The 26,198-nt window shown below is 67.0% G+C and carries 17 protein-coding genes; 9 read left to right on the top strand and 8 right to left on the bottom strand.

The features are described from left to right. Nucleotides 1-138: 138 nt before the first annotated feature. Nucleotides 139-1,143 carry an extracellular catalytic domain type 1 short-chain-length polyhydroxyalkanoate depolymerase gene (locus GDJ08_RS00770; protein ID WP_026070479.1) on the bottom strand — a complete coding sequence of 335 codons (1,005 nt, stop codon included), beginning with the start codon at nucleotides 1,141-1,143 and terminating at the stop codon, nucleotides 139-141. Nucleotides 1,144-1,230: 87 nt separating this feature from the next. Continuing rightward, nucleotides 1,231-2,634, bottom strand: a complete 1,404-nt coding sequence (locus GDJ08_RS00765) for a GntP family permease (RefSeq protein ID WP_153164078.1) — start codon at nucleotides 2,632-2,634, stop codon at nucleotides 1,231-1,233. 157 nt (nucleotides 2,635-2,791) lie between these two features. On the opposite strand from GDJ08_RS00765, the gene GDJ08_RS00760 reads away from it, so the two are divergent. From GDJ08_RS00760 to GDJ08_RS00745, 4 genes are all read left to right on the top strand, one after another. Further along, the gene (locus tag GDJ08_RS00760; protein ID WP_229296410.1) at nucleotides 2,792-4,990 is read left to right on the top strand and encodes a TonB-dependent receptor; all 2,199 of its coding nucleotides are present in this window, start codon (nucleotides 2,792-2,794) and stop codon (nucleotides 4,988-4,990) included. An 11-nt stretch (nucleotides 4,991-5,001) separates the two neighbouring features. After that, on the top strand, nucleotides 5,002-5,880 hold the full coding sequence (locus GDJ08_RS00755; RefSeq protein ID WP_153164077.1) for an alpha/beta fold hydrolase: 879 nt from the start codon (nucleotides 5,002-5,004) through the stop codon (nucleotides 5,878-5,880). Beyond that, nucleotides 5,877-6,362: a MaoC family dehydratase gene (locus GDJ08_RS00750; protein ID WP_017354328.1), complete on the top strand. Its 486-nt coding sequence runs from the start codon at nucleotides 5,877-5,879 to the stop codon at nucleotides 6,360-6,362. The genes GDJ08_RS00755 and GDJ08_RS00750 overlap by 4 nt, the downstream gene beginning before the upstream one ends. Before the next feature lie 72 nt (nucleotides 6,363-6,434). After that, on the top strand, nucleotides 6,435-9,770 hold the full coding sequence (locus GDJ08_RS00745) for a hybrid sensor histidine kinase/response regulator (RefSeq protein ID WP_153164076.1): 3,336 nt from the start codon (nucleotides 6,435-6,437) through the stop codon (nucleotides 9,768-9,770). Between the two features lie 24 nt (nucleotides 9,771-9,794). On the opposite strand, the gene GDJ08_RS00740 is transcribed toward GDJ08_RS00745, so the two are convergent. Then, nucleotides 9,795-10,469, bottom strand: a complete 675-nt coding sequence (locus tag GDJ08_RS00740; protein WP_136004788.1) for a response regulator transcription factor — start codon at nucleotides 10,467-10,469, stop codon at nucleotides 9,795-9,797. 88 nt (nucleotides 10,470-10,557) lie between these two features. Between GDJ08_RS00740 and GDJ08_RS00735 the strand changes: the two genes are divergently transcribed. Next, entirely contained in the window at nucleotides 10,558-12,402 is a 1,845-nt protein-coding gene (locus GDJ08_RS00735; RefSeq protein WP_153164075.1) for a 3-hydroxybutyrate oligomer hydrolase family protein, read from the top strand. A gap of 24 nt (nucleotides 12,403-12,426) precedes the next feature. After that, entirely contained in the window at nucleotides 12,427-14,067 is a 1,641-nt protein-coding gene (locus GDJ08_RS00730; RefSeq protein WP_153164074.1) for a fatty acid--CoA ligase, read from the top strand. Between the two features lie 74 nt (nucleotides 14,068-14,141). On the opposite strand, the gene GDJ08_RS00725 is transcribed toward GDJ08_RS00730, so the two are convergent. From GDJ08_RS00725 to GDJ08_RS00715, 3 genes are all read right to left on the bottom strand, one after another. Continuing rightward, complete coding sequence (locus GDJ08_RS00725) at nucleotides 14,142-15,524, bottom strand: aldehyde dehydrogenase family protein (protein WP_136004793.1); 1,383 nt, start codon at nucleotides 15,522-15,524, stop codon at nucleotides 14,142-14,144. A gap of 30 nt (nucleotides 15,525-15,554) precedes the next feature. After that, nucleotides 15,555-17,210 carry an acetolactate synthase large subunit gene (locus GDJ08_RS00720; RefSeq protein WP_136004795.1) on the bottom strand — a complete coding sequence of 552 codons (1,656 nt, stop codon included), beginning with the start codon at nucleotides 17,208-17,210 and terminating at the stop codon, nucleotides 15,555-15,557. 92 nt (nucleotides 17,211-17,302) lie between these two features. Then, nucleotides 17,303-19,633 carry a TonB-dependent receptor gene (locus GDJ08_RS00715; protein WP_017356245.1) on the bottom strand — a complete coding sequence of 777 codons (2,331 nt, stop codon included), beginning with the start codon at nucleotides 19,631-19,633 and terminating at the stop codon, nucleotides 17,303-17,305. 320 nt (nucleotides 19,634-19,953) lie between these two features. On the opposite strand from GDJ08_RS00715, the gene GDJ08_RS00710 reads away from it, so the two are divergent. Beyond that, nucleotides 19,954-21,510, top strand: coding sequence for an EAL domain-containing protein (locus GDJ08_RS00710; RefSeq protein WP_165699745.1), 1,557 nt, complete (start codon nucleotides 19,954-19,956; stop codon nucleotides 21,508-21,510). Here the strand turns inward: GDJ08_RS00710 and GDJ08_RS00705 are convergent. Then, nucleotides 21,456-21,902, bottom strand: a complete 447-nt coding sequence (locus GDJ08_RS00705) for a DUF6713 family protein (RefSeq protein WP_229296409.1) — start codon at nucleotides 21,900-21,902, stop codon at nucleotides 21,456-21,458. The genes GDJ08_RS00710 and GDJ08_RS00705 overlap by 55 nt on opposite strands. Nucleotides 21,903-22,036: 134 nt before the next feature. Next, nucleotides 22,037-22,597 (bottom strand): M48 family metalloprotease, encoded by a 561-nt coding sequence (locus GDJ08_RS00700; RefSeq protein ID WP_026070795.1) that lies wholly within the window; start codon nucleotides 22,595-22,597, stop codon nucleotides 22,037-22,039. Nucleotides 22,598-22,844: 247 nt separating this feature from the next. Between GDJ08_RS00700 and GDJ08_RS00695 the strand changes: the two genes are divergently transcribed. Continuing rightward, nucleotides 22,845-24,905 carry a TonB-dependent receptor domain-containing protein gene (locus GDJ08_RS00695; RefSeq protein WP_206147275.1) on the top strand — a complete coding sequence of 687 codons (2,061 nt, stop codon included), beginning with the start codon at nucleotides 22,845-22,847 and terminating at the stop codon, nucleotides 24,903-24,905. A gap of 153 nt (nucleotides 24,906-25,058) precedes the next feature. After that, entirely contained in the window at nucleotides 25,059-26,198 is a 1,140-nt protein-coding gene (locus GDJ08_RS00690; protein ID WP_136004799.1) for an SPFH domain-containing protein, read from the top strand.

Raw genomic sequence — 26,198 nt, 5'->3', positions numbered from 1 at the left:
CCAGGATGGCGAGGGAGTCGTAGCACCTTTCACCTTCCCGATATGTCGCCTGCAGCGTACCGCCCATCTGTTCGCGCTGGTCTTCCCGCGTTGGCAGAGGATCTCGGGCAGTTATGCGTGACGGATCTGGCGCGCTGCTCAGCGCAGGTGATCCTTCAGGAACAGCCAGGTGATCAGGGTGGCGTCCGGCCCCTGCGGGTCGGTGAATGGCAAGCCGGATTGGCTGCCGCTCCAGGCATGCCCCATCCCCTGCACGACATAGTGCTGCGCCAGCGTCCGGCCACCGTAGGTGTAGGTATCCAGCGTATAGGTGCGCCCACCCGGCACCTGTCCGGTGAAGGTGCTGGTTGGCACGTACTTCACCGAATCGTTGTCAACGCCATCGTCGGCCAGATCATTGGTCTGCAGGAACTGGCGGACGGCCTGCTGTCCGTTCACCGGGTTCACCGTGGCATCGGCGGTGCCGTGGAACACCAGTACCGGAATCGGTCGAGGCGACGGCGAGCCGGCGCACTGCCAGGCAAGCCGGCCGTTGCTGTCCGGCGGGTAGATGCTTCCCGCCAACAGCGCGTAGGCGCTGCCGGACACCGTGGTAGCGCCCTTGTACATGCCCCCGGAATGGATCGCGCCTGCGGCGAAGACATCCGAGTAGCAGGCCAGCATGATCGAGGTCATCGCGCCGCCCGCCGAGATGCCGGTGACGTAGACCCGGCGCGGGTCCACGCTGTAGCCGGCCTTCACCGCGTCCACGATGCCGGCCAGGATCGACGCCTCGCCGCTGCCGCGCGCCTGGTTGATCGGCAGCTGCCAGTTCCAGCAGCGCGCCGGGTTGGCGGTGACGTTCTGGCGTGGATAGACCACGATGAAACCTTCGGTATCGGCGACGTCGTTGAAGCCGGAGGCCTCACCCATGAGGTTGGGGCCGGTAACGCAGCCATGCAGCACCAGCAGCAGGGGCAGCGGCCGGGTGGCCTGATAGTCTGCGGGCACCCATACCTGGTACTCGCGACTGCCAAACAGGTTGCCGTATAGACCGATGTCCCAATGGCCGGCGGGCCCAGCCGCAACGGCACTGCCTGCCGTGGCAAGCCAGGCGCACAGCACGCGCATGGCTGCCTTGATTGAACCGATTCCAGATGTCATGACCAGCTCCTCTCAGGTGAGTCGTGGATGAAGGAATACCGGGAAACCTCGTGGACCAGCCTTCCAGAGGGTGCAGCGACGCCGCGATCAAACCCAGCCGGTGGCGTAATGGATGCCGATCACCACGAACACCGCGAGGGTCTTGATGAGGGTCACCGCAAAGATGTCTTTGTAGGCTTGGCGATGGGTCAGCCCGGTCACCATCAACAGCGTGATGACGGCGCCGTTGTGCGGCAGGCTGTCCATGCCGCCGGACGCCATCGAGGCGACGCGATGCAGCACCTCCATCGGGATGCCGGCGGCCTGCGCGTTGACGATGAAGGTCTCCGACATCGCCGCGAGCGCGATGCTCAGGCCGCCGGAGGCCGAGCCGGTCACGCCGGCCAGACCGGTGACCGTGACCGCTTCATGCAGCAGCGGGTCCCGGATCGACCCCAATGCGTTGGCCACCACCATGAAACCCGGCAATGCCGCGATCACCGCACCGAAGCCGTATTCCGAGGCGGTGTTCATGGCAGCCAGCACCGCCCCGCTGATCGCGGTGCGCGTGCCGTCGGCGAACCGGGTGACCACGGGGCGCCAGGCCAGTGCCAGCACCGACAGGATGCCCACCAGCAGCGCGCCCACCACCGCCCAGATGGCGCCGATCTTCTGTACGTCCTGCACGACGGGTGCGGCACTGCCCAGGATCGCGGGGATGAAGCTGTGTTCGCCGCCATACCACTGCGGTATGCCCAGGGTGAACAGCTTGTTGGACACGAATACCAGCACCAGCGGCAGGATGGCGATGCCGGCATGGGCCAGTTGGGTGCCGGCGAAGGGGGTCGGTTCGTTCACCAGCGTGGCCGGGTCGCCGTAGCCCTCGCCCGTGCGCAGTGCCGCGCGGCGGCGCCACTCCAGGTACGCCATGCCCACCGCAAGCACGAACACGCTGCCGAGAATGCCGAGCACCGGTGCGGCCCAGGTATCGGTGCCGAAGAACGCGGTCGGGATGATGTTCTGGATCTGCGGCGTACCCGGCAGCGCGTCCATCGTGAAGCTGAAGCCGCCGACGCCCAACGTGGCCGGAATCAGGCGTTTGGGGATGTTGCTCTGGCGGAACATTTCGGCAGCGAAGGGATACACCGCAAACACCACCACGAACAGCGACACACCGCCGTAGGTGAGCAGGCCCGACACCAGCACGATCGACAGCATCGCCCGCTGCGGGCCGAACAGCCGGATCGCCGCACCGACGATGTAACGCGAGAAGCCGGACAGTTCGATCAGCTTGCCGAACACTGCGCCCAGCAGGAATACCGGGAAATAGAGCTTCAGGAAGCCGACCATCCTGTCCATGAACAAGCCGGTGAACATCGGTGCCACCAGCGAGGGATCGGTCAGCAGCACCGCACCGAGCGCGGCGATGGGCGCGAACAGGATCACGCTGTAGCCGCGGTAGGCCACCAGCATGAGGAAGGCCAGCGCTGCAAGTACGATCAGTAACGACATGCGGCGCTTCCAGATGAGGAGGCGCCCAGTATCCGGATCTGACGGCCGCTGCCGACTGGACCTAGGTCCACTCGCGGCCGCAGCGCGGCACCCTTAGCCTAGGCGTCATGGGTGGCATAGGGCCACCTGCGACGCACATGCCTTGGGGGAGGACCAAATGAAACGGAATTGTCTGAGTCTTATGATCGGCGCGCTGCTGGCCTCCGGGCCGGTACTGGCCCAGGAGGCGCCACAGGCCGCACCGACGGCAGGCAAGTCTGTTGCGCCCACCAATCTGGACAGCATCACGGTCACCGCCCGCAAGCGCGAGGAAACCCTGCAGGAAGTGCCGGTGGCAGTGACCGCCTTTACCTCCGAAGCGCTGGACAGGATGAACGTGCAGGACATCGGCGATCTGGATGCGCTGGTGCCCAATCTGACCATCTACGCGGCGCGCGGCGCGAGCAGCACGGTCACCGCGTACATCCGTGGCGTTGGCCAGTCCGATCCCACCTGGGGGGCCGATCCGGGTGTGGGCATCTATCTGGACGACGTCTACATCGCCCGCCCGCAGGGGGCCCTGCTGGACGTCTTCGACGTGTCGCGCATCGAGGTGCTGCGCGGACCGCAGGGTACGTTGTACGGCAAGAACACCATCGGCGGTGCGATCAAGTACATCTCGCGCGGCCTGCCTACCCAGACCGAAGGGTTTGCCCAGATCACCGTGGGCAACTACAGCCAGCTCGATGCCAAGGCCGCCATCGGCGGCCCGCTGGGCGGTGCCGACAGCGGCCTGCGCGCGCGCGTGGCGGTGGCCAGCCTGAACCACGATGGTTTCGGCGAGAACAGGTTCAACGGCCAGCCGGTCAGCGACAAGCAGATCAATGCGGCGCGCCTGAACCTGGGGGCGTATGCGGGCGATGATGTGGATGTGCAGTTCGCGCTGGACTGGATCGACGACCAATCCGGTATGCGGGGCTCAAAGATGCTGGCGCCCAACCCGTTCACCCCGGCGTATCCGCCGATGGACGACCGCTACGACATCCGCTCGGGCATGCGCAATCTCAACAGCGTGGAAACCAAGGGCGCCTCGGCCACGGTGAACTGGCGGCCCAGTGAAGATGTGGCGGTGAAGTACGTGGTGGCCAAGCGCGAATCCGACAGCGAGGCCAACATCGACTTCGACAGCACGCCGGTCAAGGTGGCCGATGTCGGCGGTACCTATACCGACAACCAGGTCAGCAACGAGCTGCAGCTCAACTACGATGCGGGCGGCCGTGTGCGCGGCGTGGTGGGTCTGTACCAGTTCAGCGGCGAAGCTGGCGGGCAGATCCGCAACAACTTCTTCAATCTGCAGTTCGCCGACACCCGGGGCAAGGTGATCACGGACAGCATCGCGCTCTATGCCGATTGGACATTCGACCTGACCAGTACGCTCAAGCTCGACCTCGGCGCGCGCTACACCGACGAGGACAAGCGCGCGATCGTGCTGAACCGCTTCTATGCCGATGCGACGTTCACCCGGCCTGTGGCGGTGGCAGCCGATTTCGACAAGACCACCAGCTTCAGGAACGTCTCGCCCAAGGTGTCGCTGGACTACCAGATCACCCCGGACATCATGGTGTACGGCCTGGCCACCCGTGGGTTCAAGTCGGGCGGGTACAACATCCGCGCCAATGCCGTGGCGGTGCCCCGCTCCGCCGAGCCATTCGATGACGAAACCGTGGACAGTCTCGAGGTCGGCAGCAAGATGGCCTTCCTCGACCAGCGCCTGTTCCTCAACCTGTCGGCCTTCCACAACAAGTACAAGGACATCCAGCTGTCGGTGTTCACGGGTATCGATACCAATGGCGACGGCGTGGACGATGCCTTCTTCGGCGACTTCACCAATGCCGGCGCCGGCACCATCAACGGCCTGGAAGTGGAGTACCAGTACCTGCCGACACGGCATTGGCTCGTCACCGGCAACCTGGCCTGGCTGCACACCCGCTACGACGAGTACATGGACCGCGGCCTCAACGTTGCCGACCAGATGAAGTTCACCAACGCGCCAAAGGTTTCCGGTGCCTTGAATGTGGAGTACCGCACCGACCTGGCCAGGGGAGGCAACCTGTCCGCACGGGTGGGCTACAGCTACCAGAGCGAGGTATGGCCGACCACGGATCTGAGTCCGGTGATCCGTCAGCAGGGCTACGGCCTGGTCAATGCCGGGGTGATCTGGCGGCTCGACGACGCATGGACCTTCTCGCTGCAGGGCGACAACCTGGCCGACAAGGCGTACCGCACCACCGGCTACAACATTCCGGCGGCCGGCACGCTGATTGGCTTCTATGGCCCGCCGCGCCAGTACAGTCTCAGCGTCCGTTACGATTTCTAGAAGGCACCCGCATGACGCAGTCCCATGATGATCTGTACTGGAACAGCGACGATGGCCTGCGCCTGCACGCGCGCGACCATGCACCGGCCGCAGGACAGCCGCCCCGTGGCACGGTGGTCTGCATTCCCGGGTTGACCCGCAATGCCGCCGACTTCGATGCCCTTGCCGGAACACTGGCTGCCGCCGGGTGGCGCGTGCTTGCCGTTGACCTGCGCGGGCGTGCCGGGTCGGCGCGGGCGCCCGACCCGTCCAGCTACAACCCGCGTGCCTATGCCGACGACATGGTGGCGCTGCTGCGCGCGCAGCACATCGACAAGGCGGTGTTCGTCGGCACCTCGCTGGGCGTGCTGGTCACCCTCACCCTCGCGTCGCGCGCACCGGGTCTGGTCGCTGCGGCGGTGCTCAACGATGCAGGCCCCAAGGTGCCGCGCGAGGCCCTCGCACGGATCGGAACGTATGCCGGCAAGCCCGTGCCGCCGATGGATCTGGACCAGGCCACCGCCTATGTGGCCTCCATCGGCAAAGCCGCGTTCCCGCGCTTCACCGCCGATGACTGGCAGGTGATGGCCACACGCACCTTCCGGCCGCGCGACGATGGTCTGCTGGAACTGGACTACGACCCGGCGGTGATCCGCACCACCCGGCCCTGGGTGCTGTGGCTGCTGCGCCCGGTGCTGTGGCGCGCGGTGCGCAGGCTGACGGCGCGGGTGCCGGTGCTGGTGGTACGCGGGGCGTTGTCGGACATTCTGCCCGCCGAGGTGGCACGTCAGATGGCGGCAACCTCGCCAACTGCCCGGCTGGTCGAAGTACCGGACGTAGGGCACGCGCCCACCCTCTCCGAACCGGAGGCGCGCGACGCGATCCTCGCCCTGCTGGAGCGCGTGCGATGAGTTCGACTGCGCCGATCGAGGCATTGCCCGTGGCGCTGCAGGCGCTACGGGACTGGGCGGAGCGCGAGCGGCTGGGCCGGGTTACGCGCATTGCGCAGTCGCGCATCGACGCGTTTGCCGACGCCACCGGCGACCACAACTGGATCCATGTTGATCCGGCCCGGGCGCAGACCGGGTTGCCGGGGGGCAAGACGATCGCGCATGGGTTCCTGCTGCTCTCGCTGACCGTTGAAGACGATGTGGCGGCGCTGACGGGCTTCCCCGGCATTGCCCACGTACTCAACTACGGCTTGAACACGGTGCGCTTCCTTGCGCCGGTGCCGAGTGGCGCAGAGGTGCGGGTACGGTCGCGGCTGGTGTCGCTGGAGGCGCGCCAGCCCGGGCAGTGGCTGCTGACCCAGCACAAGGCGGTGGAGGTGATGCCTGGCGGCGCGGTGGCCCTGGTGGCCGAGCAGCTGTCGCTGATCGTCGCCGCACCCTAGCGGCGACGCCCTCTCCCGCAACGCGGCGCCGGCCTGCTGCACGCCGGCCGGGGTTCTCTCTACACTGGAGTGATGTTGACGCCCTCCATCGTCCTGTTCGCCTGCATTGCGTGGACCGTGCTGCTGTTTGGCGTCGCCCTGTGGGGAGAGCGCCAGGGGCATCGGCTCACGAAGGTGTGGCCGGCCATCTATGCATTGTCGCTGGGCGTGCACTGCACCGCATGGACCTACTACGGCGCGGCGTCTCAGGGCGTGCAGTGGGGCTTTCCGATCCCGCCCACGCTGATCGGCATGGCGCTGATCTTCGGCTTCGGCCTGCCCTTCCTCGCACGGCTCGGGCGGCTGGCCAAGCAGCACAACAGCGCCACCATCGCCGACCTGGTGGTGGCGCGGCTGCGCACCGACCAAGGGCTGGGCGTCACCATCACCCTGGTCGCGCTGTTCGGGATCATTCCGTACATCGCGCTGCAGCTCAAGGCCGTCAGCCAGGGGCTCGGTGCCCTGCTCGGCGATGATTTCGCGGCGAGTGGCTGGCAGCTGGACATGTCGTTCTGGTTTGCGCTCACGATGGCGGCGTTCACCATGCTGTTTGGTGCACGCAAGGCGTCGGCCACCGAGCACAACCGCGGTATCGTGGTCGCGCTGGGCCTGGAATCGGTGCTGAAGCTGGCGGCGCTGCTGGCGATCGGCCTCTATGCCGCTGTCTCGGTGCACCAGGCGGGCACACCACTGCTGGAAAGAATGGTGCATCTGCCGCCGCCGGCGATCATCCCGGACTTCCTCACGATGGTGGCGCTTGGTGCAATGGCGGCGTTCACCCTGCCGCATCAGTTTCATGTGGGGGTGGTGGAACTGCGCCAGTCGTCGCACCTGAAGACAGCGCGCTGGCTCTTTCCGCTGTACCTGCTGCTGATCGGGTTGCCGTCGGTGCCGATGGCGCTGTCCGGTGCGGCGCAGCTGCCGGCGACGATGTCGCCGGACCTGTATGTGCTGGCCCTCCCGCAGCAGCGCGGCCATCACCTGCTGGCGCTGCTGGCGTACCTGGGCAGCCTGAGCGCGGCTACCGGCATGATGATCCTGTCCGGCCTGACGCTGTCGATCATGCTGGGCAACCACGGTGTGGGCTCGCGCCTGCTGGGCGGTATCGAGCGCGGCGACACCGGTGCCGACCTGCGGCCGCGGGTGCTGGCGTTCCGTCGCGCCGGCATCCTGGCGGTGTTCCTGATGTCGTGGCTGTACAGCCGCGCGATGAGCGGCACCGAGGCCCTCAGCGATTTCGGGTTGATGTCCTTCACCGCCTTGTCGCAGCTGGCACCGGCGGTGCTGCTGGCGGTGTACCGCCCGCGCACGCCCTCCCCGGCCATCATCGCCGGCATCGTGCTGGGCTCGGTCGTCTGGCTGTGGCTGGTGCTGCTGCCGATGGTGATCCCTGCCCCGCCGCCGTCAGCCGGCCCCGACGGGCTGCACTGGCTGGCGATGTTCTCCCTGCGCATGCAGCCGGGCCATATCGCCATCAGCATGGGGGCGAGCCTGGCGGTGAATCTGGCGACGGTGGTGCTGGTGTCGCGCGCGGCGCGCCCCTCGATGCCCCTGCAGCGTGACGCGGTGGCGGCGGCCGCGATGCGCAGGACCGCCGGTCGCTTTCTGGGCCAGGAACGCGCACGACAGCTGATGGACGGGCATGCGGGGCAGATGCTCGATGACGACCGCGTCACGGCGATCGAGCGCGAACTGACCGCCGTGGTCGGCGCGGGCATGGCGCGGCTGCTGGTGGAGGCGGCACGCGATGGCGGCGCGGCCCCGCTGGATGTTGTCACCCGTGCGGTAGGCGAAGCCACCCAGGCGCTGCGCTTCAACCAGCGCCTGCTGGAAGCCGCGTTGGAGAACATGAGCCAAGGCATCAGCGTGGTCGATGCCCAGCTCCAGCTGGTCGCCTGGAACAGCCGCTACGCCGCGCTGTTCAAGTTCCCACCGGAACTGCTGCAGGTGGGCCAGCCGGTGGCCAGCCTCACCGCATGGGCGCTGGGGCAACTGAAGATCGGTGAGGGTCCCGGCGACACGCCCGACAAGGCCCTGCTGCGCCGCGTCGCGCACATGCGACGCGGCACCCCGCACCTGGCCGAGCGCATCTTCCCGGACAACACCATCGTCGAAATCCGCGGCAACCCGATGCCGGGCGGCGGCTACGTGGCTACCTTCACCGATGTCACCGCGTTCCGCCGCGCCGAAGATGCCCTCAAGCGCAGCAACGAAACGCTGGAGCGCCGCGTGCAGGACCGCACCGCCCGGTTGGAGGAAGCCGTGCATGAAGCGGAACGGGCCAACGTGGCCAAAACCCGCTTCCTGACGGCGGTGGGCCACGACCTGATCCAGCCGCTGCATGCGGCGCAGCTGCTGACCGATGCGATGTCCCAGCACATCCACTCCGAGTTTCTCGACAGCTTCCTGCGCCAGATCCGGGGTGCGCTGGATTCCACCGACGATCTGCTGTCGGGCCTGCTGGATATTTCGCGGCTGGAAGCGGGCGGGCTGGTAGCCGATCCACGCCCGTTCGCGCTTTCGTCGGTCCTGGATCCGCTTGCACAGGAGTTTGCGGTGCTGGCCGCCGCGCGCGGCCTGCAGTTCCGCTACGTGCGCACCCGCGCCTGGGTGCACAGCGATCCGCTGCTGCTGCGCCGGGTGCTGCAGAACTTCCTGGCCAACGCCATCCGCTACACCCGTCGTGGCGGCGTGCTGCTGGGCGTGCGCCGCCAGGGCCGGACGCTGCTGATCGGCGTGCATGACAGCGGTCCGGGCATCGCGCCGGAGCATCAGGCGGTAGTGTTCGAGGAGTTCCACCGTGGCGACCGCAGCAATGGCCAGGGGCTGGGGTTGGGGCTGACCATCGCGCACCGGATTGCCGACCTGCTGCACGCGCCGCTGGAACTGCACAGCGTGCTCGACCGCGGCGCGGCCTTCTCCATTGCCGTGGCGCGGGCGGCACCGCCGGCTGCCCCCCGCGCCGAGGTTGCCACCGGTGGCACCGGCACGCTCAAGGGCGCCCGTGTACTGGTGGTGGACAATGATCCCGACGCGCTGGACGCGATGCGGCAGATGCTGCTTGCGTGGGGCTGCGATGTCGTCGCGGTACGCGATGCCGGGGCGCTGGATGCCTCGGCACATGAAGCCGCTCTGTGGCTGTTCGACTACCACCTAGACGAGGGCGATACCGGTGTCGCGCTCTGGAAGCGGCTGGTCGCCGTGCATGGGCCGCGGCCGACGGTGATCCTCAGTGCCGATACCGGCAGCGACACGCGTGATGCCGTACGCGAGGCGGGCCTGTCGCTGCTGAACAAGCCGTTCAAGCCTCTGGCGCTGCGCTGGGCGATCAACCATCTGCTGGCAGCGCCCGCCACGGCCAAGGCCTGAGCGGGCAACCTGCCGCGCGGTGGATCAGGTGTCCTGCGCCTCGTCGATCTGCCGGGACGGATCGGCCAGGCCCATTTCGTGCAGAACGCGGATGGCCTGCGCACGATTGCGCACACCGAGCCGGCCCATGATGCGGGTCATATGCGCCTTGACCGTGCGCAACTGCACACCCAGCCGATCGGCGATCTGCTTGTTGAGCAGCCCTTCGGCCACCAGGCTCAACACCTTGTACTGATGCGCGGACAGGCTGGACAGGCGCGCAGCCAGGTCGATGTCCCTGCTGAAGGGCGCTACCCGCGCCACCGGCTCGCGCAGCAACGCCGGTATCCAGCGCTCGCCATCGAGCACCGTCTGCAACGCGGCCTGCAGGTCGGTCAGCCCGGAACTCTTGGGGAGATAGCCTGCTGCACCGAGGTCGATGGCGCGTCGGATCACGTGCGGTTCCTCATTGGCCGAGACGATGATGATCGCCAGGCCAGGCTGCAGTGCACGGATGGTGGCCAATCCGGCGAGGCCGTGATTGCCAGGCATGTGCAGGTCCAGCAGCATCAGGTCGATCGGCTGCGCCTCGATCGCTTCGAGCACGCCGTGCAGTGAATCGGCCTCGCTGATCTGCAGATCGGCCACCGCCTCCTCTGCCGCGCGGTGCAGCGCCGCGCGGAACAGGGGGTGGTCATCGGCGATCAGGAGGGTCGGCATGTCCGTCCGAGGTTAGCAAATCGTCCGCTGCGCGGCACTGGTACCTAGGTACGCTGGCGGAACCGGTCGGGCTTGCTACGGTAGTGCGATGAGCCACCTCCGTCCTGCGTCCCTGTTGTGCGCCGCGCTGCCGCTGCTGTCGGCCTGCGCGTCCGTTGCCGATGCGGCCCCGCCCCGCCCCCTCGCGGCATCGCCCGTGTTCGAGCAGTGGCGGGAAACGCTGCACCGCGGCAGTGATGATCTGCTGACCGCAGGACTGGGGATCGACGCCCTGCGTTCCAACAACGCGCCGCCGTTCGCCACCGCGGCCCAGCCGACGGCGGACGAGGCCCGTCGCCGCGCGATCTGGAGCAGCTGGCGCGGCATCGCCGACCTCACCCCCGGCGGTGGCTTTGGCGAGGTGTATGGGTCATTGCAGGGGGTGCCGGGCCGCGAGTTCTCGGCGTATGCGCGGGTGCCCGGCGCGCGCCACCCGCATCGCGTGCTGGTGCAGGTGCCCGACACCTTCGATGGTGCGCGGCGCTGCCTGGTGGTGGCCGCCTCCTCCGGTTCGCGAGGCATCTATGGGGCCGTTGCGGTGGCCGGGAGCTGGGGACTGGCGCGCGGGTGCGCGGTCGCCTACACCGACAAGGGTGCCGGCAGCGACTACTACGATCTGGACGCCCGCGCCGGCGTCCAGGCGGACGGCACGCCCGCCACCGAGGGCGCATTGGCATTCGTCCCCGCCGATGCAATGGCCACGCGCGGCATCGCCGTCAAGCACGCGCATTCGGGCGACAACCCGGAAGCGGATTGGGGCCGGCATCTGCTGCAGGCGCTGCAGTTTGGCCAGCAGGCGCTGGACCGCGCCTACCCCCGCGCCGCTCCCTTCACCAACGCCAACACCCGCACGCTGGGCGTGGGCGTGTCCAATGGCGGCGGCGCCGTGCTGCGGGCAGCGGAGCTCGACGTAGATGCGTTTGATGCGATGGTGGCCGGTGAGCCCAATGTCTCGGTGGCCGGCGCCCCGCCGCTGTACGAGGTCGTGACCCAGTCCGCGCTGCTGATGCCGTGCGCGCTGCTCGCCCTTGAGGATCTGCCACAACCGCCGCCGCAGGCACAGGCAACGCAGGCCGGCACGATGCGCTGCGCACAGTTGCGCGCCGCCGGGGAGGTTCAGGGCGACGACACGGCGGCACAGGCACGGTCGGCGCGGCAGCAGCTTGCCGAGGCGGGCCTGAGCGACGGCGCCCTGCGTGCCGGCGCGTTCGCAGCAGGGTTCGATCTGTGGCGTGCCATCGCGGCAACCTATTCCTCATCCTATGGACGCTACAGCGTGGGCGCGCATCCCTGCGGCTACGGCTTCTCGGCTGCCGGCGCGGACGGCAGGCCCGGCCCGGCAGCGGCCGGCCTGCGTGCCACCTGGTGGAGCGAGGGCAGCGGCATCCCGCCGGGCAACGGCGTGGTGCTGGTGGATGGCAGCGCGGCATCGTCGGCAGAGCAGCCGTTGCGCGGCCTTGAGTGTCTGCGCGGGCTTGGCAGGGGCGACAGCGCCGATGCCCGCCGGGTGCGTGCCGGCATTGCCGAGGCCGCCGCGAAGGCACCGCGTCGCGGGCTGCCGATCGTGGTCATCCACGGCGTTGACGACGGACTGGTGCCCATCGACCTGACCAGTGACCGCTATGTTGCGCTTGCCCGCAGCGCCGGGGCCCGGATCGCCTATTGGCGGGTGAATCACGCACAGCATTTCGACTCGTTGCTGGCCTTCCCGGACTACCGGAAGCGCTATGTGCCGCTGCTGCCCTACGTCTTCGCCGCGCTGGACCAGGTGTGGAATCACCTTGAAGATGCCGCCCTCGCCCTGCCGCAGGATGCGCTCATCCAACCGACGCCTCGGGCCGAAGCGCCACTGCGGCATGACCACCTGTCCATCCCCACAGCCGTCAGCCGCTGACGCGTTGCCCTCCAGGAAGATCCCATGTCCCATGCCCCCGACGCCCATGCCTACCCGCTGCTGATCAGGCAGCTCCTGCACACGCCACTGGCGGTCCATCCGGCACAGGAGATCGTCTACGGCGACACGGTGCGCTTCGACTACCGCACCCTGCAGGCACGCATCGGCCAACTGGCCGGGCTGCTGACATCGCTGGGAGTCAAGCACGGCGATACCGTGGCGGTGATGGACTGGGACAGCAACCGCTATCTGGAAAGCTACTTCGCCGTGCCGATGATCGGTGCGGTGCTGATGATGGTGAACATCCGTCTGGCCCCCGAGCAGATCGCCTATACGCTCAATCACAGCGGGGCGCGGGTGCTGCTGGTCAACCGTGAGTTCCTGCCGATGCTGGAGAGCATCGAGGAACAGCTGCCGGACCTGCGCACGCGGATTCTGCTGGACGATGGCGATGGCCCGCTGCCAACGGGTTTCGTGACCGAGTATGAAGCCGGTCTGCGGGAGGCCACAGCGGTCACCGCCTTCCCGGACTTCGATGAAAACACCCGCGCCACCACGTTCTATACGACCGGCACCACCGGCCTGCCCAAAGGCGTGTACTTCACTCACCGGCAACTGGTGCTGCATTCCCTGGCGGCGATGGCCGCGCTGGGCAGTGCGGCCAGCCAGGGGCGCCTGCACCGCGATGACGTGTACATGCCGATCACGCCGATGTTCCATGTCCACGCATGGGGCCTGCCCTATGTGGCCACGCTGATGGGCATCAAGCAGGTGTACCCCGGACGCTATCTGCCCGAGCGGTTGCTGGGATTGATCGCCCGCGAAAAGGTCACGTTCTCGCATTGTGTGCCGACCATTCTGCACATGCTGCTGGGCCACCCCGCTGCCGCGACGACCGATCTTCGACGCTGGAAAGTGGTCATCGGCGGCGCCGCACTGCCGCGGGCGCTGGCGCAGCAGGCGCTGGCCGCTGGCATCGACATTTTCGGCGGCTACGGCATGTCCGAGACCTGCCCCCTGCTCACCCTCGCCCAGATCGATGTCGATGCCCTGACCGATGCGGACGAGGCGCTTTCGCTGCGGACCAAGGCGGGCATCCCGGTGCCGCTGGTGGACCTGCGCATCGTCGACGAAGACATGCATGACGTTGCCCACGATGGCATTGCGACCGGCGAGGTGGTGGTACGTGCGCCCTGGCTCACGCAGGGCTATCTGCACAATCCGGACGCCTCGGCAGCGCTATGGGCAGGTGGTTACCTCCATACCGGGGACATCGGCAATATCGATCCGGGCGGCTACCTGCGCGTGGCCGACCGCATCAAGGATGTGATCAAAACCGGTGGCGAGTGGATCTCCTCGCTTGCGCTGGAAGACATCATTGCGCTGCACCCGGCAGTGAGCGAGGTGGCCGTCATCGGCATCAGCGACACGAAATGGGGCGAACGCCCCTTGCCGCTGGTGGTCCGGCGTGCCGGCAGCGAGGTCAGCGAAGCGGAGATCATCGAGCTGGTCGCCGCACGCAGCCGCTCGGGCGACATCTCCCGCTACGCGATCCCGGACCGGGTCCGCTTCGTTGACGCCATCGAGCGCACCAGCGTGGGCAAGATCAACAAGAAGAAGCTGCGCAGCCTGCATGACGTGGGCACGGCCACGGACGCCGGCTGAGGTCGACGCCGCAGGTATCCACACCGAGCATAGGAACTGACGAGAGGCGGGCAAACGTTGGCGGCTGGCAGCGTTCAGCGCCGCCGCATCAGGATCATCTTCTCCTGCGACATGTCCCGCATGGTGTACGGAATGCCACCGGTGCCGTAGCCCGACTCGCGGCGGCCCGCGAAGGGCATCCAGTCGGTGCGGAATGCGGTGGGATCGTTGATCATCACGGCCGAGGCGTCCAGCCGGTTCGCGGCGCGCAGGGCGATATCGATATCCTGCGCGAACACGCTGGCCTGGAACGCGGTGGGCAGCGCGTTGGCGCGCGCTATCGCCTCGTCGAGCCCGGCGTAGCGGTATACCGCCACCACCGGTCCGAACACCTCCTGCGTGGTGATCCGCGCGTCGCCGGGCGGATTGAGCAGCACGGTGGGCTGCAGTGTGGTGTCGGAGAGCCGCCTCCCGCCAGCAACCAACTGCGCGCCGCCGCGCACCGCTTCGTCGATCCATTCAGCCACGCGGTCGGCCTCGCGTGGCTGGATCAGCGGGCCCACCTCGGTGGTCTGCAGCGTCGGGTCGCCGGTGCGGAGGCGCTCCACCCGGGCGATCAGGGCCTGGGTGAAGTCCTCGGCGATGGCGTCGTGAACGAAGATGCGCTGCGTGGACACGCACACCTGGCCGGCGTGGTAGTAGCCGCCCTTGACGATCGGCTCGATGATGCCGGGCAGGTCGGCACTGCGGTCGACAATGGCCGGCGCGACCCCGCCGTGCTCCAGCGCCGCGCGTGCGCCGTGGGCGAGCTTGGCATGCAGCGACCACCCTACCCTCGCCGAGCCGATGAAGCTCAGGAAGGCAATGCGTCTGTCCGTGGCGAGCGCCTCGGCCAGGTCGTTGCCTTCCGGCAGAAAACTCTGGCACCACGGTTCGGGCAGCCCCGCCTCGTGCACCATCGCCACGAACTCCAGGCATGACAGCGGGGTTGAGGAGGCCGGCTTGATGATGACCGGGCAACCAACGGCGATGGCCGGGGCGACCTGGTGGACGATCAGGTTCAGCGGATGATTGAACGCCGAGATGGCCGCCACGATGCCGATGGGTTCCCGGGTGGTGAACGCCCAGCGATTCTCGGCGGCCGCCGACAGGCCCATCGGGATCTCGCGGCCGGCAAAGTTGCGCAGTTCGTCGGCGGCGTTGTGAACGCCGTCGATGGCACGGGTGGTCTCGACGATGGCATCCGGCAGCGGCTTGCCACCCTCGCGGGCGATCTGCAGGGCCAGGTGCTCGCGCCTTGCGTCCATCAGGGCGGCGAGCCTGCGCAGGATCGCGACGCGCTGATGAGGGTGGAGCCAGCCGTCGCGGTCCTTGAACACCCGCTCGGCGGCGCTGAGCTTGCGTTCCAGCGCGGCGGCACTGTCAACGCCGATCTCTGCGATGGGCGCGCGGTCGAAAGCCTGTACGACGGTCAGCATGTTGAATTCCTTGCCAAAGGGAGAGCGTGCCTACGCGCAGCCGACCACCGGCGTGCGATTGCGCAGCTCATCCACCAGTACGCGGGTGTTCTCGGAATAGTCGATCGGCACATCCACCACGTGAACGCCGCCACCGACGAAGGCGGCCTCGATCATCGGCACCAGCTGGTCGACGGCTGTCACCCGGGAGCCCTTGGCGCCGTAGGCTTCGGCGTACTTTACGAAATCCGGATTGCCAAACCGCATGCCGAAGTCCTCGAAACCATCCACCGCCTGCTTCCAGCGGATCATGCCGTAAGCGCTGTCATTGAGGATCACCACCACCAGGTTGAGCCCCAGCCGCACGGCGGTTTCCATCTCCTGCGAATTCATCATGAACCCGCCGTCTCCGCACACCGCCATGACGCGACGCTGCGGGTACAGCATCGCCGCCATCATGGCCGACGGCAGGCCGGCGCCCATCGTGGCGAGCGCGTTGTCGAGCAGCAGTGTGTTGGCCACATGCGTGCGGTAATTGCGGGCGAACCAGATCTTGTACATGCCGTTGTCGAGGCAGACGATGCCGTCGTCCGGCATGGACTGGCGCACGTCATGCACCAGACGTTGCGGGGTGACCGGGAAGCGATCTTCCTCGGCGCGGTCGTTGAGACGGGCGAGGATCTTCTGTCGCAGGTCGACCATGCCTTCATCGGTGGGCAGGCGTCCTTCCAGCCGGCCGGCCAGTGCGTCGACCGAGGCGCCGATGTCGCCCAGCACCTCGATATCCGGGTGGTAGACCTGTTCGACCGTGGCGGACTGGAAGCTGATATGGATGACCTTGGGCCCACCGCTGCTCTTCATCAGGAACGGCGGCTTTTCGACGGTGTCGTGGCCGATGGCGATGATCAGGTCGGCCCGGGCGATGGCCTCGTGCACATAGTCACCCTCCGAGAGGGCGGCCGTTCCCACGTACAGGTTGGAGCCGCCGGTGACGGCGCCCTTGCCCATCTGCGTGTTGAAGAACGGCAGGCGCGTGCGCGCCACAAACGCGGACAACGCCTCGGCCAGCCACGGCCGGCTGCACGCCGCGCCGATCATCACCAGTGGCCGCCTGGCTGCAAGAATGGCCGCTTCGGCACGGTCGAGTGCGGCCGGCGGCGCGATGGGACGCTCCAGCGGGTGCACCGGTATGACCGCGACATCCTCCACTTCCTCACCGGCGATGTCCTCCGGCAGTTCCAGGTGGACGGGCCCGGGGCGGTCTTCCATCGCCACGCGGAACGCATCGCGCACCGTGGCCGGAATGGAGGCCGGGCTGACGATCTGACGTGTCATTTTCGTGAGCGGCTTCATCGACGCCACGATATCCACGATCTGGAACCGCGCCTGTTTGGCGCTCATCACTGCCTTCTGGCCGGTGATGAGGATCATCGGCCACGCGCCGAGGTGGGCGTAGGCCGCGCCGGTCGAGAAGTTCAGCGCGCCGGGACCCAGCGTCGCGAGGCAGACGCCGGGCCGGCCGGTGAGCCTGCCATGCGTGGCGGCCATGAACGCGGCCGCCTGTTCGTGGCGTGTGAGAACCAGTTCGATGCGCGAGCCGCGCAGCGATTCCAGGAAGTCCAGGTTCTCCTCACCCGGCACGCCAAAGATGCGGTCCACGCCTTCGTTCTCGAGCGCCTTGACCAGTAGATCCGAGCCCTTCTGCATCGCGTCGATCCCTGTGCTGAGGATGCTCCGACTATACCCCTGGCGATGCGAAGACGCCGTGGCTGCGCCCCCCCAGGGGGGCGCAATCCAGGCTACATCCGTACCGTTACCCCGACCTGGAACCCACGGCCGGGCAACGGGGCGATGTACTTCAGCGGTGAATTGTGTGGACGCGCATCCTCATTGAGGAGGTTGGAGCCATTGAGGAATACCTCGACGGATGACGCGAACGCGTTGCGCACGGCGAATGCACGGCTGAGCTGCAGGTCCACCAGGTTGAACGCATCCAGCGGCACTTCCTGGCTGACGTTCTTGCCCAGGTAGCGCTGCGTGTCGTAGTAGGTACTGGACAGCCGCGCGGTCCAGCCCTCGCGCTCCCACGCCAGGTTCGCACCGTAGCGGTTGGTCGGCATGTTGGGCAGGTACGCACCGTCGTTGTGTGCGCGCAGACGGTCGGGATGGTCGGCCCGGTTCTTCACCAGGTCGGCAAAGGCAGCCAGCGTGAGCGTGCCGGCGTGTCCAAGCGCCAGCGACTGCGCCAGGTCCACCTCGAACCCTTTGACGGTGGTATCGGTCTGCTTCCAGTACTTCAGCGGCAAGCGGTTGGCGGTCTGCAGGCCCGCGTAGCCCTGGTAGAGGAAGTCGTCGACCTTCATCCGATACGCGGTCGCCGTGGCCTGCAGCCCACCGCTGTTGAACAGCAGGGTCAGTTCGGTGGTCCGGGCACGTTCCGGCAGGAGGTTCTGGTTGCCCTCCTCCTGGGTCATGATCGAGTAGTGGCGGTTGCTGGCGTACAGCTCGTTGATGTCGGGTGCCCGTTGCGAGGACGCATAGCGGACCTTGGCACCGAAGAGAGGGCCAAGCCTCACATAGCTGCCGACGTTGTAGCTGTTGAGCGCGTAGGACCGGCCCGCCAGTCGCATGTTGGGGGAATTGCGTGAGGGGGTGAAGCGGCTTTCCCTGATGTCGTGCGCCACACGTTCGTGCCGGTATCCGGCATCGAAGGTGGCGCGATCGAACGCCAGGGTCTGTTTGACGAATACCGCGCTGCTGTCGGTGATGACGTCTGGCAGGTAGCGATCTTTGCCCTCGCCGTCCACGTCGCGGGTGCGATGACTCAGGCCGAGCACACCGCTGAGCGGCCCACGTGGCCGCTGCGCCAGCAGCAGTTCGGCCTGGGTGGTGTCGAATCGGTACGCATTGGCCTTGGAGGTGCCCAGGTACTCGCCCGACGTATTGCTTAACCGGGAGGCCCGCAGCTCGGCGCTGTCGAGGAAGGGCAGCGGGTCCAGCAGCCGGCCTTCGATCGCCACTTTGTCCTGCGTGAGCTTGACGCCTACCGGACGGTCGCGGGTGGCGTCCGCCCCGAAGGACTGGTTCTCCATCGAGAAGCCGGGCACGCCGTAGGTGCTGTCCGTGGCATCCAGGCTGACGCCCACATGGCCACGGTCGAAGAAGTACGTGGAGCCCACGCCGAGATGCGTGTTCTTTGCGTAGCTGTTGCCGAGCGTGCCGTGGTAGTTGGGCGTCACATCGCGGTTGATCCTGCTTGTCACATACGACGGCGTGCCCTTCTGATACGCAGGGTTCACCGGATTGACATAGGTCTTGCCCATCCACACCGAACGGGGTGCGTTGGTGTAGAAGGAGAAGTCACCGTCGGCCCAGTCGGGATTTTCCGTCATGAACTGATCGATGTAGGGCTGCGAGGCTTTGTTGTAGATCTGCTGCACCCTCGCCTCTTTCTGGCACGCGTCGGCGAGCGCGCTGTTGACCCCGCCTGTGGCCGGGAAAAGCTGGCTGTCGCACACCGCGGCCTTGCTGTTGCCCGGAATGTCGTAGTGCGAGATCCGCTGGACCGACATCTGCAGGTTCGTGGACAGGTTGCGCCGGTTGTTGAAATTCATGCGGAAGCCCTGGGCGTCGGCGGCGTTGAACCCTTTTCGCAGTACCAGTTCCATCGCCTGGTCCTGGTCTTCCATCGTCCGGGAGATCAGGCCGGAATCGATGTTGACGCTGCCGCCCAGCGCGTTGCCGCCATAACGGACGGTGTCCGATGACTTGTTGACCGTGACGCTGCGGACAAACAGCGGGTCGAAGGGAATGTTGATGTCGCCGCTCAATGCGTTCAGGCCGAGGATGGACTGGCCATCCTCCAGTATCTGCACCCGGTTGCCGCTCAGGCTGCGGATTACCGGAGCGCCCGCGTTCGGTCCGAAGGCGCTGCTCTGCACCCCGGACACATGCTCAAGCAGAGTGCCGAGCGTACGGTTCTGCGCCTGGCGGTTCTGGACCACCACGATGCTGTCGATGCGTGACGGGCCATCGGCGTTGACGCGGACCGTGGCTAGCGTGATGTCCTCCGCCGCGTAGGCACTGTGGATGGATAAAAGAATGGCGACTGCAAGTACCTGACGACGCATACATCCCCCTTTTGAAAGAGGCGGGATGTTATAACATCACATTCACGGCGGCAATTGGCGTGTGCAGCGTCGCAAGACGCGGATGGCCGGCGCAATGCGGCGGCCGCTCGGTCGGCGGTCCGTCCGCCGACAACCGACTTGCCACGGGGCGCATGACCGGCGGCGCAGGCAGGAAGAGTTCCCGCGTCCAGCCTGCACGCGGCCATGCCCCGCAGGGCTCAAGGCGAGCGGCGCCGTCGCCGATAAGAACGACGCAGATGACACCGGTTACTGATACGGTCTCATCCGAGGCAGATTGGCATCCAGACAGGGAAGTACAGATGCGCCAGACAGTGCGTTCGCGGTGGGGCAGCTTGGCGCCAGGTGCCGGTATCGGTCGCATTCTGTGTGCCGCCGCGCTCGGGGCGGCGGTGACCCTGGTGGGCGCGCAGGTGGTGGTGGTGCAGCGCGATGATCGCGCGCTCAATGCCTATGCGGACCTCGTGCTGGACCATGCAGAGCTGGTCGCATCGGCATCGGTGAAGGCACTGGACCGTGCTGCGGCACTGCCGGGCCCGGCGTGCACCGAGGAAGATTTGTCGGATCTCCGGCAACTGGCGATCCAGTCGCACTACGTGCGCGATGTCGGACGCGTGGCGGACGGCGCGGTTCGCTGCACGGCCTCCTGGGGCGTCTTTGCCGTGCCCTCGCCGTTGCCCCCGCCAGACCGGCGCGTACGCGGTTTCGCCCTCTGGCACGCGTTGCCGGGGGTCTTCGGTGCCGATATCGCCGCTGATATGGCCGCCCGCGACGGCGTGGTGGTGACAACATCACCCATTGCATTCGATCGGGTCAGCCGTGCGCCGGCTGGCATGGGCGTGGTGGTTGCCACGCGCGACGGCAAGCACCTGTTCCAGCGCTTTGGCGACTCGCAGGGCGTGACCGTCGGTGAGGCGGCGTCCGCGCTGGACGTCGGAGCAACGCGTCTGGCGTGGCGCTGCAGTACCGCGTTCGATATCTGCGTGTCGGCCCGAAAATCCGGATCGAGCGTGCTGGTGGAACCGTGGTGGTTCTCCCTGTCGCTTGCAGTGCTGGGCGCCCTGGCGGGTGCAGGCATCGCGCTGGCGGTCCACGAGTATCGGGAGCGTCGTCGCTCCCTGCTCGCCCAGCTCCGGCGCGCGATCGATGGCCAGGGGCTGTCGATGGTGTATCAGCCGATCCGCGCACTGTCGGACCGGCAGCTGCTGGGCGTGGAGGCACTGGCGCGGTGGCGAACCGAGGATGGGCGCGAGATTCCGCCTGACCGGTTCGTTCCGCTGGCCGAACGCGACGGCCTTGGCACCTGCATGGCCAAGCGGCTGGTGCGCATCGCACTGGGCGAGATGGCCGGGCGGCTGCGCGGCAACGCCGCCTTCTACCTGAGCATCAACCTTACCTCGCAGGACCTCCTGGACCGTAACTTCCGGCGCTATGTGCACGATGAGGTGCGCCGCCTGGGCCTGCGCCCGCACCAGATCGTGCTGGAGCTGACCGAACGCGCGACGGCCGACCATCACGACCTTGCCGGCTGCATGCTTGAGCTCAAGTCACTCGGGTATCGCTTCTACGTGGATGACTTCGGCACCGGCTACTCCAACTTCGCGTATCTGACCGAACTGCCGATCACCGCCATCAAGATGGACCGCCGCTTCACCCGGGCGATCGGCACGGCCTCGGCGGTGACCCAGGTGGTGCAGTCCATCGCGGCGATGGCCGCCGCCCTGGATCTGGACCTGATCGTTGAAGGAGTCGAGACCGAGGAGCAGGCATCGCACATGCTGTCACTGGTGCCGGGTGGGATCGGTCAGGGTTGGCTGCTTGGGCGGCCGGTGGCGTCGGACCGCCTGCCACTGGGGTGATCACGACCCGTGCGGCGGTACGCCACGGCCACCAGCGCCACCCCCAGCGCAAAACACAGCAGCAACGTCAGCATCGACAGCGGCAGGCCGAACGCCGGATGCCCGGCCACGGCAAACGCGGTGTGCAGTGCCGCCGTGCCAATGCCAAGCGCACCGCAGCCCATTGACCACCGTCGCGCGGAGCGCAGGCCGAGTGTCACGCTGCGGTAGCCCCACAGCACGGCACCGACCGCGACGAGATTGAACACCAGAAAGCCCTGGATGCCGCCGGGGACGGCGAACATGTCCCATTCGTGCCAGAACGCGGCATCGATCTGATGCAGCACGAGTGCGAGGGCGGTGCCGAAGTACAGGTGTTCCATTGCAGCGCGTGGTGGTGCCTTGGTGTCCATTACATCATTCCCCCGGAGCATTCCTTGCGAGGGGGAATGATAGCGGCGACCCGCCATGCGCGATACGGATCGCGATCCCTGCGACCTGGCTTCAGCGCATCGGTGTCCTGTTCTCCCTGCGCACCGCGCTGTTCTCAGGAACGCGGCAGCGGGTTGCAGATCTGGTAAGCGGCATCCTTGAACGCCACTTTCTTCCCGATCAGACCCTGCAGCGCCCGCACATGGGCGACGCGCTCGTCGCCCGGCGGATGGTGGCCGCTGGCATGGGCATCGAAAATATCCGTGTCGCGCCAGGTGCTGATCGATCCGATCACCGCGTCCCAGGTGCTGCCGAGCTGCACGAGGATATAGGCCGCGCTCAGATCGGCGATCACCTCGGTGGCCTGCCCGCTGATGCCTTCCAATCCCACCTGGCTGAGGATATGCAGGCTGGTGCCATGCCCGAGCTCATGGCCGAGGGCGAACTTGATGGTGAGATCGTCGTGCAGCGCCAGCAGGCCCTTGCTGACCACCAGACCCATCTCTTCGTCGATCGGGGTCAGGTTGCCATTGGGCTGCTCACCCTCCTCGGTGATGACCTTGCCCACCATCGGCATATCGAAGGCAGTTGGGGTGGCGCCGGCATAGAACAGTTCGGAGATCTTCGACAGCGCGGCGGTGACGAAGGCGCCCGCCTGGTCGGTGGTCATGGACATGGAATGCTCCCGGGTGATGCAGCCCTGCGCGTGCGGGACTGCGGAGCGTTCTTTCTACGTCGTGGTGGCGGCGGCGGTTTGGCGTGTCGTTGCAGGATGTTTGCCGCACGCATCCGCAGCGCGCCATGTGTCGTCGTGTGTCAAATGCGAATGCGTCGTGATACCATTGTTAACGTTATCTAAAGCCCTCGTTACACGGACGTCCCAGCCATCGCCAGCGGACCCTTATTTTTCAGGAGTTTGCCCGATGCGCGTTGCTTCCCCCACGCTTGCCCACACCGCCGCCACGCTTGCCACCGCGATTGCCCTTGCCCTGTGCAGCCCGGCGCAGGCGGCCGTCAACGGCGATGCGTCCGCGTCAGCCGCTGCCAAGGACATGGATACCGTCGTAGTCACCGCGACCGGTGCCCAGCAGTGGATCAAAGATGCCCCGGCCAGCATCACCGTCATCTCCCGCGAGGAGATCGAGCGCAAGCCGGTCTCCAGCATCGGCCAGCTGTTGAGCACGGTGCCCGGCGTGACCGGCGGCTACGCGCTGTCCGGTGCCCAGTCCAAAATCCGCCTGCGCGGACTGCCCGAGCAATACACGCTGATTCTCATCGACGGGCGTCGCCAGGGCAATTCCTCCGGCGTGAACTACCGCGACGATCTCGGTCCGCAGGATCTGAACTGGCTGTCGCCGGACATGATCGAGCGCATCGAGGTGGTCCGCGGTCCGATGTCCTCGCTGTATGGCTCCGATGCGATGGGCGGGGTGATCAACATCATCACCCGCAAGATCGCCCCCGAATGGGGCGGTTCGGTGACCTACAACTACAGCGCGCCGGATTCGTCCACCCGAGGCGATACGGTACAGGCGGGCGCGCTCTTCAGCGGCCCGTTGACCGAGAGCCTGGGCCTGCGCGTGGGTGCCAACGTGACCGATCGCGCGTCCGATCGGGTCCGTGGGCAGACGCCGGGCAACAAGGCCGAGAACGCCAACGCGCTGCTCAACTGGGCGATCAATGACGACCACACCGTGGGCGTGGAGGCATCGCGCGGCGTGCAGCGCAACAAGGGCGCCGGCACGCTCGGCGCCTGGGGCCTGTCCAAGCTGGTGCACACCGGCTATGCGGCCACCCATGATGGCCGCTACGGCGATGCCAGCACGTCCAAAAGCACCTTGACCTGGAACGACTACAAGGACAAGGGCAGCCAGGTGGGCAACCACTCCAGGGAAACCGTGTTCGACACGGCGTTCTCGACCGGCTTCGAGTGGGGCGTCGAGCATCGTCTGAACGTGGGCGGCCAGTGGAAGCGCGAGGCGCTGACGAACAGCGACACCATCGGCACGGTGCCGGTGACGTGGAGCGGCAGTGGCCGCATCAGCCCAACCAACGAAGCCGATGCCTGGGCCCTGTTCGCTGAAGACCATATTGCCCTGCACGAGCGCTTCACCCTCACCGTGGGCCTGCGCTGGGACAACACCGAGAACTACGACGACAACCTGAGCCCGCGCATCTACGGCGTGTGGCACCCGTCGGATGCGTGGACGATCCGGGGCGGCGTGTCGCAGGGCTTCCGCGCGCCCAACCTCAAGCAGGGCAGTGCCGGCGCGGCCACGCAGTCGGGCGGCAACGGCTGCCGCAGCCTGACCGTGGAAGGCTGGACCAGCCGTTCGGTCAGCGCCGACGGCACCACCGGCTGCTACATGGCGGGCAACCCGAACCTGGAGCCGGAAACCAGCACCAACTACGAGCTGGGTGCCGGCTTCGACCGCGACGGCTGGTCCGCGTCGGCGACCTACTTCCTGACCGACTTCGACGACAAGATCGAACAGGTGCCGCTGCGTGACATCCCGGGCTACAGCTCCAGCTTCGTCAACGGGTTCTGGTGGACGGTGGCGCAGAACATCCAGGAGGCGCGCACCCGCGGCGTGGAGGCGAGCGTGACGGTTCCCCTGCACGAGCGGCTGCGCTGGACCACCAACGCCACCCGCATGCTTGAATCGAAGAACCGCACCACCGGCGCCAACCTGCTGGTGGTGCCCAAGCTGACCGCCAACACCTCGCTGGACTGGCAGGTGACCGACGCGTGGTCGCTCAACCTGAGTGCGCAGCATATCGGCAAGCAGCTGGTGTCCAGCACCAGCCCCACCTTCGCCAAGGCGTACACCACCTGGGATCTGGTCACCGGCTACGACGTCAATGAGAGCCTGACCCTGCGTGCAGGCGTGCTCAACCTGGGCGACGTCTCCACCGTGGACGAGGGCAACAATTACGACGGCGGTGCGCGCACCTTCTTCGTCGGAGCAACCGCGCGGTTCTGAGCTGCGCGGTGCCGGCGAGCGGCTGGCATTCCCGGAAGTTGCCGGCCGGCAACTTCCGGGCCACGCGGGCATCGATGGACCGCCCTCACCTGCTGATATAGTGCGATTCAATGACGGGCGCGGTGCCCGTCCGTCGATCACAGGGAGCGCAACATGGGTCTTGTACAGGCAGTGAAGGGTGCAGTGGGCGGCGTGTTGGCCGACCAGTGGAAAGACTTTTTCACCGTGCCGGCCGGCCTGCCGTCGACGGCCGCGCTGTTCGCCGCCGTCCCGCGCGGCACCAATGCCGGGCGCGGGTCGAATACCAGCGCATCGTCGAACATCATCACCAACGGCTCGAAGATCGTCGTGCCTGAAGGCTACGGCCTGCTGCTGTTCCAGGATGGCGCGATCACCGGTTTCGTCGCCGAGCCCGGCGGCTATGAATGGCGTTCGGACGACACCAACTCGCAGTCGATCTTCGCCGGCGACGGCCTGGTCGGCCCGCTGATCAAGCAGAGCTGGGAGCGTTTCAAGTTCGGCGGCCAGCCGGGTGCCCAGCAGGCGGCCTTCTTCGTGTCGCTGAAGGAACTGCCCGACAACCGCTTCGGCACGCAATCCGAGATCTACTGGGACGACGGCTTCCTGGGCACCCAGGTGGGCGCGATCACGCGCGGCTCGTACACGCTGAAAATCGTCGATCCGATCCTGTTCGTGAAGAACTTCGTCCCGGCCAGCTACCTGCAGCCGGGCCAGGTGTTCGACTTCACCGACCTGGACAATGCCGCGGCCAGCCAGCTCTTCAACGAGGTGGTGGGCTCGCTTGCACCGGCGTTCAGCCTGTACACGAACGATCCGGCCAAGGGCAACCGCATCACCAAGCTGCAGCAGGATTCGCTGGGCTTCGCCAGGAGCCTGTCCGATGCGGTCGAACAGGGTTACCAGTGGAAGTCCGATCGCGGCCTGGCCATCGTCAAGACGGCCATCGTGTCGATCGAGTACGACGCCAACACCCGCGAGCTGCTCAAGACCGTGCAGCGCGCCGACGCATTGGCCGGCGCCCGCGGCAACTCGAACCTGCAGGCCAGCGTTGCCCAGGGCATCCAGTCCGCCGGCGAGAACGGCGGTGCGGCGGGCCTGGTCGGCGTGGGCATGGCATCGGGGATGTTCGGTGTCGGCGGGATGCAGCAGCCGGTCGCACCGGCCGCCGATGATCCGGTCGCCAAGCTGAAGAAGGCCAAGGAGATGCTCGATCTGGGCCTGATCACCCAGGACGACTACGACGCACTCAAGGCCAAGGCGCTGGGCCTGTAA

The organism is Stenotrophomonas nematodicola, assembly GCF_009467805.1.
Taxonomy (GTDB): domain Bacteria; phylum Pseudomonadota; class Gammaproteobacteria; order Xanthomonadales; family Xanthomonadaceae; genus Stenotrophomonas; species Stenotrophomonas nematodicola.
Note: the sequence above shows the minus strand (reverse complement) of the source record. Positions and strands in the feature narration are given on the sequence as shown.